The following is a 14,037-nucleotide window of genomic DNA, read 5'->3' on the forward strand; positions in this document are numbered from 1 at the left end:
CGGCGAGTTGACGACTTGAAACTCTCCCAGACTTTACATTACGGAACTTTTCACTCAAAATGTTCTAATATTTTGTACCTTTGGCTAACAAATGAGAGACATTTGATCTAAGTGAATCAAAGTAGATCATTCTATCTGTTAACTGATTCGTTAACCTGGTTTAAAGAGCGACGAAAAACAGCCGTTTAAGGCATGTAAGCACCATGTACAGGATTCCAGCGGGACAACTGAAAGCGCTTCATAGGGCACTTTTTTCATCCATAATAATCGCTATTGTGATTTCTTAAAAAGATTTACGCGTAATTTCCATTCAATTCAAGTCAAAGCATCTGGCTAACTTCTCGGTACCCAGCCTCGCGTGAACTAGTTTGGTTACCGTTTCGCAAAGGTAACCAGATACTGTTTCTGAGCGGTATAGATCAACATTTCTTTCCGGCCTCCATTGCGCGCTATATGATGGGCGACCCTCCATTTAGCGTAAGGGCGGCTGGTCATGCTCCCCCTTGATCATTACCTCTTATAGTTGTTACAGTCGGCTCAGGCAGCATAGCCTGAGCGCGGCTTAATAATCAACCGAAACAAGTAATTATGATTAACCCATAACAAATCAAGAGTCCATAGAACTAATCTGTTGCGGTGCCAGTGGTAAGCATGCGCAGGTACTGGTCAGATTTGGGTTGCGGATTTTCCCGTCGTTTCTACAAGCAATAGCTTCAACAAAAGAACTTTCTGCCGACGATAGCAACCGAAAAATAACTAAACAACTGTCTATTAGTATTTTTTAGAAAATTTAAGCTAAATTCTCAAGCAAATTCTACGGGCCCGAAAAGCATCCGCGAAGAAGTTGAAACGACCAAATCAAAAAAATGCAAAAAGCAGCTAAACTCTTACCTGAGCAATTCAAAATATTCTGCGTTCAGGCGCAGGAAACCTTCTCTGCGGATCCCCCAATTTCGGTCCAGAGTGGAGAATGCTACACAATTATCGCGGCCAAGAATGCCACTTGGTGTGATTCGTGGATTAAGACTCGTCCTGGGGCGTATATTACCCCCCCAGCTTTAGCTGGCACAGGCCAAGGTCTGATGTGAGATATTTTCAACTTTGTGGAACGATTGACCAGGACGAAAATAACCACTTCGCTATCGGTGAACACCTCGAAAACTACATCGTGCCTATCGGTGGGACCCTTTATTTCTTTGTCAATGACTATTTACGATACTACAGTAACAACAAAGGACATATAGACATCATCATTGGCAGAATCAGCTAGCCTTTCCTAACCTCCTACATCAAAGATGAAGATCACGTTCAAAGACTTTCTTGGCACATTCATTTTGCCAATCAAAACGGCTTCCAAGCTGCTCGAGGTAAGCTTCAAACAATTGCCGCTCCGAACTGTCATCGGTGATTTTTTTTCAGTTGCTTCCAGTATAGGATTTGTTGCTATCCCAGCTTTTTTGGCTGGATTGATCTTCATATTGCTCGAGCAAGGTCGCGACACCTTATTACTGGTGGTTGAAAAAATGATTGTCCTCGACTTGTGGCCTTTGATTTGTTTGCTGGTAAGCCTAGTCATCTACAGCGGATTTGCAGAGCTTGGCGTAAGATATGCCATCTATATATCTGACAACTCGGGTAGAAACCTGACTGACGAGCGTGTTTTCTTCCGAAAGACATCTCAAAAATTGCTGGCTGCATTGTTTTTATTATGGCCATTTTTAATCACAATGGTTGGATTGGTCATCTGTTACTTTAGGGCAACCTATTTATCAGATCTTCAACGCAATGTCTCTTTTGGAATTTGTTTTGCGCTCATCTACTGGTTAATGGCAGCGATGACTTCTCTTTACTTTGACAAATTCGGGAAATCAGCACCAGGCAACGCTCAGGATACCCGGTTGGGAGAACGGTCGCTCAGTAAGAAAGAGCGTTTTTGGCTCGGCAAACTTTACGGGATTTATGATGACTACATCTATACATTGCCGAAGCCGTCGACCTTCATATCTACGCCATTTAAAACCCCGATCATTAGTTTTACCGATCTTTTCAAAAGTACCCCAACGGTTAACGAGACATTTCTTCAGGACCCGCTGATCATAAAGAAAGATCGAAAGATTCCGGATGAATTTCAGTTGGTTGGAAATAACGTTTCATCTGGAAAGAAAGAACTATTCAAATGGGTTTATCGCATCCCAACATCATTTTACAAGACTTTGCATTTTCAGATAATTGGGATGGCGTCCTGCTCATCTATTATTTTAGTTGCCATTGCTCTACCTGAGGCCGGATCAGGTATCTATCAAAAAATCGGGGCACCTGCCCTTGTCTGCCTTGCTTTCGGTTGCTACTGCGGCTTGTATGCCGGACTACTGTTTCTGGACAAGGCTTTGTTGCGCTCCTCGCCAATCTCTGTTCGTCTATTGATTGCCATCGTCGTTATCGTTTTCTCCGTATTCAATCACGACCATCCCGTTCGCATAACGCAAGAACAGCTGCCGAAAAGGCCGACCGTTGCCCGCCAGTTTGACCGCTGGTTTAAGTCTTATGTGAACCGTATTGATTCGACGAACGCCCCGAGGACGGATCCAAACAAAAAGTATCCTGTCTTTTTTATCTGCGCCGAAGGAGGCGCCTTGCGTACGGGCGCTTATACCGGACTGTATCTTACGAAACTAGAAGAAATAATGTCTGATAGCTTAGGAATCGATCTTCGAGGTTCGATTTTTGCGATGTCCGGCGTTTCTGGTGGCGCAGTAGGCCTTGGCGTGTATAACGCCATAGCGTACCGCCAGAAAGATATACAACAAGACAATGCAACACGGCTGGCAACTTCTTTCTTTTCTCATGACGCCCTGTCTCCATTGATTGGCAAAATGTTCTTCGGAGAATTTCTCAATTTATTCTGGCCCCGTAACATCGACCGTTTTTCCAGAGCAACTGCTCTGGAAAAATCTTGGGAACAAGCCTATGGAGAATTCTCCGGTCCAAGTCATAATGTTTTCTCATCCAACTTTATCGAGAATAACCCCGACTCGTTATCACCACTTTTGATATTTAACACCTCGGAGGTCGAGAGCGGATTTCAATGCTGGGTAAGCAACCTTGAACCAGATATCATGCTGTTCAAGGACAAACGGGACTTGTTTCTTCGAAAAATTCGTCAAGTCAGATATAGTACAGCGATCAACTTTAGCTCACGTTTCCCACTCTTCTCTCCCGGTGCAGCAATTCGGGCTGATTCTGGCAAAGCAAAACTGCATTATGTCGATGGTGGCTACGTCGAAAACAAGGGAACGGCCTCAATGCTGGAAGTATTCCAAATCCTGAAGGCGAAGTCGAGTAACTTCAAAAATGTCGTTCCGGTAATGATTTATTTGCAATTCAGCGACGAGGCATCAGCCCCGGTGAACGATATCAATTTCGCAAACGAGCTAACTGAAATCATATATGGGATTTACAACACAAGATCAGGTCGAACTTCAACGAGCGAGCAATTGCTAAAAAATGCTGTTGCCGATCACAACAGGGGACTTAACGTAGACCAACCATTACGATCGAAAAGCGTTCCCATGAATTGGGTGCTTTCCAGCCAAAGCATTGAAAATATCAACAGAGACATCAATGAAAAACTTACTGATACAACCTCCAAAGGCATTATTGCAGTCGTCCGTGAAGTTAAGACACGCTATCCGAAAAATGGATAGTGTGTCTGCTAAAAGGATTCGGTATCATTTAAGTATTCGGATAAAAATGAAATCTGTTCACATTAAACTCGGTTCACTATGAAAACCAAACCGCTTTTGCTATTTGCTTTGCTACCACTTCTCGCAACCGGTCAGTCGGGTAAAAACTTTACAAATCTTTTGGATCCGTGAAGGTTTATGAGGTAGAGAGCAAAGGCGGCTACATCTTTCGTGCTGGCTTTACCTTTGACGCAAACGGAGCAGCCAGAAGCAAGGAGGCGACAGTCAATCAGCATGACATACGCGATCTGGGTATTGTCGCAGAAGCTGTATGCAGCGCGTTAAGAAAAGTTTACAAATCTGACCAGGAGTTTGATACGGTTAATATCGGAGCGATCGCGTCTGGAAAAGGTTGATACCGGGATCCAATTCACCCCTTTGCACAGACTTTAGTGTTAATAAAAAAATGGGTATCTGAAAAAAAGAGGAAACATATCCCGTCGATCAACATCTACATCGTTGACCCTGCTCCTTGGGCGTCTATAGTCACTCGTAAGATTCAATTGGAGACGTTGTTAAGTTCAGATATTTCTTCACATGTTGTTGAGACCATCGACAGTGCTGGCACGCGCGAAAGTTTTACAATTACTTTGAAGGAATCCCAAACTTGAAAGAGCTACTGAATCTGTACAAATTAAATCGGTCTCAATGGAATGTTACCCTTTCTCCAAACCCCACAGAACTTGGAGATAACATTCCAAATGAAATGGATCACATCCAGGATGCGGGCTATTTTGACAGCTTTGCGGCCCAATCCCTCTAAGATCAGTGGTCTTCAGTAATTGAGAATCTATCGATCTCAGTTACGAGTAAAAAACAAGCACTTGCGAACAAACCAGACTTAATATGGTTCCTAACCGACTGTTCAAAAGCCTGTCGTCGTTGTTTACTCGATAACTTAGGATTATAATAATTGTAGCCAATCAAAGTTCCGCATTTTAACAATATTGTGATCTCTAAGTCGAAATTAGCCCCTCAGATTGCTTGCGATTCGATTAGGTGTTATGGACTTATGGAAGGAATTATCTTGATCGTCAGCCCTCGTATCGCTGTTTCAAAACAGTTGGCAAAGGAGATTGGGGAATCATTTTTCTCTAACAGGTTGAGTTTGACGGACACTACCTGTGGGTAATTTCTTTTGGAAAATTAAGAACTAAATTGTAATATTATATTCGAACTTTCCGATGTATTGGCGTGCATGTTGTTTAGCGTTTAGTCACCTTAAGTCATATGCGCCATTCTCCTCAGAAGGTTCTCTTCTCTTTGCTAAAATTCAGCTTAGAGAAACATTCAAAACCATTTTCAACACTTCGTCTTTAAATAAAACGTTGTATTTGCTTCGCTTGGCACAAGATAAATTTGCTCTTAATTAGAGTTGCTAATTTAAGCATTTTTAACATCCGACTCTTTCAACACATCTCAACTATGATATTGGGCCAAAAAGGCGGATATGTAAAAGGACATGTTCTCTAATAGATCAATTCTGAGATTGCTTACACGCTAAGAAAATAGGTCTGCAATCATGAGACAATGACACGCTATGCTCTCATCGTTTGGAAACAGTTTCGTGCACTTTAAAGTAAGCTTTTAAGCTAGCTTTTATGAACTTTCTGTCGTTCTACTTTCGGTTATCTACTTTTCCGTTATAGCGTTACATTTTTATAAGTCGCAAAGTTCCATTTGGAGTATAAGTAATCTTAAAACTATGATTCAGCGATGGCAAGTGAGCAAACCATTTTAAGTCTTCTAAATGTTCTAAGTACAACTCGATCTTGGGTTGAATGTAAAAAAGACGTTCTCAATCACAAAAATATTTTGGAAGATCCTAAGACTGAAAAGATCCTTGATAAATTAGACGACAATCAATTAGATAGTATCTCTACAAGAATCATAAGTGCAGCCAAGTCTCTTTTCCAAGATGTTCAAAAGTTGGGAATCGAAGAAGCTATCGAATTGCGTACGAATCGGAGTTCTTTGATTCAGGAATGGGAAGTGCTTGATAACTCACAAAGCCGTAATGATCCTAAGCAATGGGAGACAATTTTAAAACATCCGGATTTGCAAATTCTTCCTATAGAGTTCCAAGCGGAAATGTTCAATCGAACAGCGGCAGCCTATTTGCGTCGCCGTGACACGAAAAGCCTTCTTCTAGCCATTGAGTTATGGGAAAGGGCTATTGAAGTAGCAGGTGATGAAGGGGAAGCCTTTGCCTATCATACAAACCTGGGTACAGCATTGACGCATATTCCCAAAAAACTAGAACAAGCCGTTGTGCATCATCGCAAAGCATTGTCATTGGCACCTCCGAACGGGGCAAGGAAGCTAAGTGTATTAGGGCAACTTGAATATGCTTTGAAAAGCCTCTATGAACAGAAGAATGACCCGGCACTGTTGCAGGAATTGGTGAAGCTGCAAGAGCAATGGGTGAAGGCGGATCCAAACGGCTTTGTCGCCTCGTCAACTTCGTTGGCTGCTTGGATGTACAAAGAGTTTGAGCAAACAGGCAAGCCGCCTTTATTGGATGGAGCAATTGAGATCTGTCATTTGATATTGCAATCTTTGCCGCAAGCCTCAAAAGATCGGTCTAACATTATTTCAAATTTGGGTTCCAGCTATGCGACCCGTTACAATTTATCCGGTCAAATTGACGATTTGGAAAAAGGTATCAAACTTATTAAGCAAGCCATACAAATGGCCGATAGAAGTTCATCAGAATGGTTTGAGCGCCGAAGATATTTAGCCAATGCGCTTATGAATCTCTATGAATATAATGGAGATATTAAAATATTAGATGAAGCTGCTGCGATTTCAAAAGACATAGTTGAGAATTGTAATAAGTCAGATGAAAATTATCCAGAGATGATGAATTCTTATGCATCAATCCTATATATAAGAAGCAAGCAAGGTGATTTTGAAAAGGCAATTGAAATTTGGCAAGACGCATTGAATTATACACCGCTTGACTCTGACGGGTATTGGGGCTATCAACACAACCTTGCAGCTGCATTTGGACGAAAATACTCATCGTCACAAGATGTTTCAGATTTAGAAAAAGCAGAAAACATTTCACGTAACCTAGTTGCAAACTCCAGAACATCATTATCCAATGCCGTGTTGTTCCGTTATGAACTTGTTATGATATTACGAGACCGTTTTAGAGCAACAAATAAGCAAAATTTACTTGATGAAGCAATAGAATTAGCAAGGGAAATAATTAGGTTGCTCCAACAGCAACAGGTGCAGGACGTTGAATATATTGCTGGTCTATGTGAGTTATTATATATTAAGTATGAGAGCACTTTACAGATTGAGAATTTATTCGAGGCCAAAAAAATAGGCGAAAATGTTCTAAAAGGCTTACGCGAATATTCTCCCGGACGTGTTAGCTTGCTGGGTGATTTGGGTAAAATATTTCATGAACTTTATAATTTTTACGGAGACCAAGCTGACCTCGACAGAGCCGTCGAATTGCTTCAAGAGGCAGCAGACCATACCCTACCTCAGTCAATCCATTTTTCGACACGATTAAATAGCTTGGCCAATGTACTAAATAGCCGATTCAACAGATCACTCGGAGTCGGACGGGAATTTAGAAAGCAAAGAATTGATGACCTCAACAGGGCCATTGGTGCGGCGGAATTAGCAGTTTCATCGATGAGTAAGAGTGAATCGTCAACGATCTTTCTTTCTACACTATCCGCATTATTATCTAAACGCGTTGCTCTGTCTAAAACTTTGAAAAAGTATTCGCAGGCAGTTTATGACCCACAAGATAAAAAAGATGGTAATTCATCTCTATTTCTAAAACAAGTTGGAAAAGAAGACGATTTATCAAATGTTTTAAAATATAGTCGCGAAGCTGTTTCCGTTGCGTTCCATGGCACTTATGGCGAATTCGTTGCGTTGAATAATGCGGGTGCTTGTTTAGCGGAACTGGCAGAAAGTGAAGCACAGCCAGCTTATTTAGACGAAGCGATCGCTTATTTGGAAAGAGCCCATCAAGTTGCAGATGAGTACCCCTTGGGAAAGGGAAAAAATGCAACTGCACTTGCCGAAGCGCTAAAACAACGTTCTAGACTTACGGCTTCGAAAGTTGATGAAAGCAGAGCTTTTGAACTCAGCCAGGCTTCACTGCAAAGTCATTCTTTAAGTGAACGGTTTTCCGGGGCTTATAGTTTTGGAAAAGAGATGTTACAAAAGCAGCGGTTTCCTGAGGCAATGAAAGCTTTTGAGATTGGTATTGATGCGGCAAAACAATTGCTCTCTTCTCAACTGTTACTCAAAGACAAACAGATTTGGTTAAGAAAAACAAATGAGTTATGGAAACTTGCTGCCTTGGCTCATGCACGCTGTGGCGACCTGGAAAAGGCTGTCGAGCGAATAGAAGAAGGTATAAATCGGCAATTACAGGAGACTCTTTCTTTGGAAGAATACATTGGCAATTCGTTACTGGAAAAAGGTCACACCGACCTTTATACACAGTATGCCGTAGCAATTGAAGAATGGAAACAACAATCGCAAAATGTGCAATCATTGCGTGATGCGGAGTTGCGTGACGAGCAGATCAGTCAACGGTTGCTGACTGCTAGAAAAAACCTGGAGCGTTGTATACTTGAAATCCGCAAATTGCCTGAATTCGAGCAGTTCGATGCACAGGTAACGGCAAAGGACATTCATTTAATAGCGGTAGAAGGCCCAATTGTGTATATTGTACCTTCCTCCTTTGAAACATTTGCCCTCATTATCCTTCCGGAAAGTAACCTTTCTATTCGGTTGCTAACATTACCGAAAGCTGCTTTTGAGGACATAGCAGAGAAGGGCTCTAAATATTGGCATTTTTATGACGGTTTGATCAACCGGGAAAAGAAAAAAAGTAGAGAAGAAATATTTGCTAACCTTGATCAAGCTTCTCGATGGTTATGGGATGCAGTGATGGAGCCGATTACCAAGGAATTAGTAAACTACTCAAAGGCGACCTTGATTCCAGTGGGAATCCTTTCTTTCTTTCCTTTGCATACTTCCTGGACTACAGAGGAGCAAAACAATTCGAAACGCAAATATGTACAGGACGATATTTGTCTTTCCTATTCGTCCTGTGCAAGGGCGCTAAAAATGTCTAGAAAAATCGCTTCCACCCGGACACCTAAACGTTTTCTTGGAATCGTTGAACCAACATCTTCAAATGCAGTCCCACTTCCATTTGCAGAATTAGAGGTCCACGCAATCACGCCATATTTTCCAGAGGCTAGCATTATCCAGCGTGATAAGGCAACAAGAGGAGATCTCCTTCAAGCTATTCCAACTTGTGATGTTTTTCACTTTTCGGGGCACGGCTCCTCTAATTTATTAAATCCACTAAATAGTAGTCTTTTTCTTGCCAATGAAGAGCAATTAACAGTACGCGACATTTTAACCATTAGTGCGAACGGCTTTCCACTGGCTTTTCTATCTGCTTGCGAAACAGGCGTGATAGGTTTTGATTTGCCGGAAGAAACCATTGGGCTGACATCTGGATTGCAACGGGCGGGATTTGCAGCGGTCTGCTCCTCTCTTTGGCCTGTACAGGAGGAGAGTACGATGCTGCTTACGACGCAATTTTACAGGTTTTGGATGGCAGATAAAATAGCACCAGCAGTTGCACTGCAAAAAGCTGCGGATTGGGTGAAAAAGGTAACGAAAAAAGGACTTGCTGAATTTTATGAGCAGTTAATGGACACGATAGCGGAACAAGAAGGAAACGCTTATGATTTAGCAGCTGAAAGGTGGTCATATTATATTTCAAGTTTGGATGGGGAAGACTGTCCTTTTGCTCATCCTTTTTTCTGGGGGGCATTTATATTTAATGGAGCTGGATTCATCTCTGATGCAATGTCCTGCGCTCAAAGTGAATTGGAGACTGATGATTTTACCTCTAATAAGAAAGAAAACAAAGCTGTCGAACTGTTGGCTTCTTCCTTTCAGCCAAGTATAAACCTTCCAAGCACTTTTACAAAACCGACTACAATTACGGTACACCTTACGGAAGAAGAAGTGGAGCAAATGGGCAGAGAGGGAAAGATGGAAACGCTCCTGTCTCTTTTGCACGATTTGGCAAATTGTGTGATTGATTTATATGAACCATCAACTGAATTCAAACTAGTCAGGAAAGCGGCACGTTTACTTGCAAAAACTAATTTGTCATACACATTAATTAATTTTTCAAAAGATACGGCCAAACAAAGTGAAATCCGGCTTATCTGCGCACATGCTTATGCAACGCAATGTGGTTTGGAGAATGCCTTGCAACTTTTCCAAGAATTGGCAAAAGATGAAAGCTTAACGATAGAATCACGATTATTAGCGGCTCAAGGCACTGGTCGATTAGGGGACGGAGAGAAAGCGGCAGATATTGTTTGCATGGTTTCAAGCGATAGTACAATAGAAACGCGCCTGAAAGCAGCAACTCTGGTATGTGAGTTGGCGAATATCGGGTTGTGGGGAACACCTTTGATGCTTGAAAAAAGAGATTTGCTTCCTGAACTTGGTATTCTGGTACCGGTTGAAAAGCTTGCAACAGAAGCCTTGGTTGCCTTTCAATCCGAAAACTATGCATCCGCTCTGCACCTAATGAACGAGTGCATACAAGGAGGAGGAGACGAGCCGGTTTACTTCTTTAACCGAGGAATGATTAATTACTTTAGTGATCATTATAGAGACGCTATCAATGATTTTACACAAGCAATTGCCAGAGATGATTTGTACGAAAAGGCATATAGTCAACGCGGAGTAGCTTATGCAGCTATGGATGAACACGAAATGGCTACTAAGGATTTGAATCATGCGATTGAACTAAACAAGAATTCTAGTTTTAATTACGAGCAAAGGGGCCGATCTTTAGAAGCACTGGGTCGGCACCAACAAGCAAGAGTAGATTTTGAAAGGGCCGCAGCTCTCACTAAAGTAAATGCACCAGAACCGGCAATGTCAGTTAAAAGCGGAAAGGGCGCAACTGTAAAGGCCCTCAGTAAAGAAAAAGCACACGCAGTTATCAAAAAGCTCGATGTATACGATCAGATTTGTTTGCGCTTAAAAGAAATGGTGTTCGCCACAGGAGAGTTGGATGGTCGCTATTTAGCGGTTCGTGGATTGAAAGACTTGCAGAGCTGGCCTTTGTTAACGATGATAAAAGATGAGAGCTCCTTGCCTGCTCGCTTGCGAATTGAAGCTTGCTATCAGTTCGATGCATCTGGCAGTGAGACCAGTCAAATTCTTCGATCGATTATAATGGATACCTCGGCTCTTTTGCATGATCGACGTTTAGCTGCACAAGATTTAGGAGAAAACGGATCCCTAGCAGACATTAAAGCTGTTCTCCAAAATTTTGGTGACGTCTATTTAGACTTCAGGGAGATGGCTGCCACTCCTATGCTAATGATTGGTCTGGTGATGGCGTTGTATAAGAAACAGCGTAAAAGAGACATCCTGACTCTTGCTGATGATCCATCGATGGCTTTATTGGTGAAAGAAGTGGCAGGAGAATGTCTTTGGGGTTTAAAACTCTACGAAGAGTCTATAAAGGTGTTGACGTCTGTCGCCAATGATGCACGAGTGTCTCCAGAAGTATGCTGGATGGCAATCAATGCCTTAAAAGAATTTGGCTATGTCGATACCGTGCAAGCTTTACTCAACCGGATTAATGCTCCATCCTCGCCAGACAATGAGCTGAAACGAAGGGTCAGAACAGTACTTCTTGACGTAATAGATCAAAACCACAAACAACAGGAATGGGAAGCAAAAATGCAACAGGCTTGGCAGACCTTTACCAAAGCAAACTGTTACGATGAAATCGACAATTTGATTGATCAATATCCTTTCATTCTGACCCTAAACTTTTTGGATTATGCCGAAGAAATGGTAAGCGCTTCTGTTGACTCAGAAAAAATTAAAACCAACATTAAGTGGTTTAAAATGGTGCCAGAAGTCAATTTGCTCTTGGCGACAGAGGCATTCTTCAATGCCGCGAATTCGGATGAATTGAAAATTGTTTCGCAACAATATCCCATCATGCTTTCGGGGATGTATAGAGACTTTGTGTATCAAGGCCTAGATAACGGGCAAATCGATGCAGATATGAAGGAAGTTGAAACAAGACTTTCGTGGTTGAATTCTTTACCGCAATCTGCTCGTTCATAATGCTTGAATCGTTACGAAGTTAAATTTCATAAACTTGAAATCATCTAGACAGCACAGCGACTATCGTTTAGCTTTTCTACAGCTTATCACAGCAAACGTGGATACACTTCGCAAAGAAATGGGTCCGGAATGGACTCATTTTGAAGAAAAACTTCGTGAATTATTATCCTCTTTGCAAACGGACCAAGGCGGTTCTCCAAGCACCGTCGATAAAATTATTCGTCTCGCATTATTAAGTCCGGGAGCCTCTTTTGCCAGAGCTTGTTTAGCGCAAGCCCGTAAGATAGCTGGTTTCCCGGAGAGTGAGTCTGACTGGACGCTTAAACATCATATTATTAAGGAGGTGTTTAGGAAACGGTCAGTAGCACCTGTTAATTCCCCTATATCTCCGAACGTGTTACAGGAGGCAGCAAGAGAAGTTCTCTCCGTGCTGGAAGAATCTGGGAGAAAAGAAGCCATCCAGAGCCATCCGGTTGATGATAAACCACGCTACCTGCAGGCGCAGGTTAAGGCAGAGGACGATAAAGTAATAGAAGCAGCGTTGCCACCCGACGCGGTTCATCAACTAGTGGTCCGGATAGGTTACCCGGATGAGCAGTTTGTTCATGGCACCGATATGTTTCCGCCAGAAGCGGTTTTCGAGCATAGTAAAGAGGACATCGAAATAATTAATCTGGTTTGCATTCTGAACACAAGCAACAAACCGCAAACTGCTCAAATTAGGTTGCCCAGAATCGGAAACAGCGAAGAAACCATTTTCTCCTTTACCACAGGTAAAAACGATGCCGTATTTGAAGCTGATATTTTAGCCTATCACAATTGCCGGGTCATTCAGCATGCCTTGTTTTCAGCGCCGGTAGCAACTGGCCAGCAAGTTGCCGGCAGACTAAAACAAAACATAAAAGTCATTTTCTGTGTCAGGAAAAATCTTAGTGGCATCAGTGAACGAACCAAGTTTGCCTGGTCTTTATTTTTCGACTTTGTTAGCCAGAAGAAGAGCAAAGTTCTTGCAATGACGGGGGAAGGGGAAGTAGATCTAAATAGTGCCAATGGTCTGGCAGCGTTGATACACGAAATGAAAGACGAAATTCAGACCGTATTGAAGGAAGATGAGGCAGACGAAGGAGGATTGGAGGCGGAGGAAAACAAAAATCTCCTCCTATATCTTGCTACCCAGGGAAGTATTCTTTACACCAATTTTCTTAAAAAAACGGCATCCCTCGAGGGACCTTTGCAGATCATCTCCAATAGCAAATCATACCTACCGATCGAATTAGTTTATTCTTACCCACCGATCGATGGTGGCGACGCTGTCACCGTTTGTCCAGACGCCAGTGCTGCACTCTGTAGCGGGGCCTGCTGTGGCCGAAAAGAAGCACGGACAGACCCTGCAACCATGGTTTGCCCGTTGGGATTTTGGGGTCTTAGTCGCATCATCGAGCGACACAATTTTGATAAGCAAACTAAAAGTGGAGTTGATTATTGTGTCGTATCTGAACCAGTTAAGGACAGGAATACATTGCACGTGTTGAACAATGCATTATTTGGTTCCTCAAAAAGAGTGGACAATGCCGGCAATGGCATGCGTGAGCAGATTGCTGCCTGCATAAAGGATGTAACAAGCACTTTATCACAAACGGACGACTGGGATGAATGGCGAAAGCTGGCTACAGCCGAAAAACCAGATAGCATGGTACTGGTCGTCCACATTGAAAAGGATAAGGTAAGGAAAACAGACATGTTGGAGATTGGAGACAAAAAATTCCTTTTGCAAACCCTAATCGGGTCCAAGGTCATTCTGAAGCATAGTTCACCTGCTCCCTTCGTGATTGTCCTGGGTTGTAAATCGACCAACCTTGAAAACCAGGCTTTCGATGTCAGCAGTAGTTTTATCAGTGCCGGTGCCGCGATTGTACTATCAAATTTCACAAGGATCACTGGCAACCATGCAAAGGACATCCTAGATACTCTTTTAACACTAATTGAGGAAAACGATGGTGAAGAAATGTTGTTTGGAGAGGTCGTGTTGAAACTTCGCCAGCAATTGCTGGCGAAGGGCAAAATGGTGGCGCTTTCACTAATAGCCCAAGGTGACGCAGACTGGAAAATTAAAAATTAACCT

General features: G+C 42.4%; 4 protein-coding genes. All 4 read left to right on the plus strand.

The features are described from left to right. Positions 1-1,295: 1,295 nt before the first annotated feature. The 4 genes from BMW93_RS32570 (at position 1,296) to BMW93_RS32585 (ending at position 14,034) form a co-directional block, all read left to right on the plus strand. Positions 1,296-3,704: a hypothetical protein gene (locus BMW93_RS32570; RefSeq protein WP_090386573.1), complete on the plus strand. Its 2,409-nt coding sequence runs from the start codon at positions 1,296-1,298 to the stop codon at positions 3,702-3,704. Between the two features lie 167 nt (positions 3,705-3,871). Then, positions 3,872-4,099, plus strand: a complete 228-nt coding sequence (locus BMW93_RS32575) for a hypothetical protein (RefSeq protein WP_090386574.1) — start codon at positions 3,872-3,874, stop codon at positions 4,097-4,099. A 1,360-nt stretch (positions 4,100-5,459) separates the two neighbouring features. Beyond that, positions 5,460-11,915 (plus strand): CHAT domain-containing protein, encoded by a 6,456-nt coding sequence (locus tag BMW93_RS32580; protein WP_090386576.1) that lies wholly within the window; start codon positions 5,460-5,462, stop codon positions 11,913-11,915. Positions 11,916-11,949: 34 nt separating this feature from the next. Beyond that, positions 11,950-14,034: a hypothetical protein gene (locus tag BMW93_RS32585; protein ID WP_090386578.1), complete on the plus strand. Its 2,085-nt coding sequence runs from the start codon at positions 11,950-11,952 to the stop codon at positions 14,032-14,034. Positions 14,035-14,037: the final 3 nt, after the last annotated feature.

The sequence above is a fragment of the Dyadobacter sp. SG02 genome (assembly GCF_900109045.1).
Classification (GTDB): Bacteria; Bacteroidota; Bacteroidia; order Cytophagales; family Spirosomataceae; genus Dyadobacter.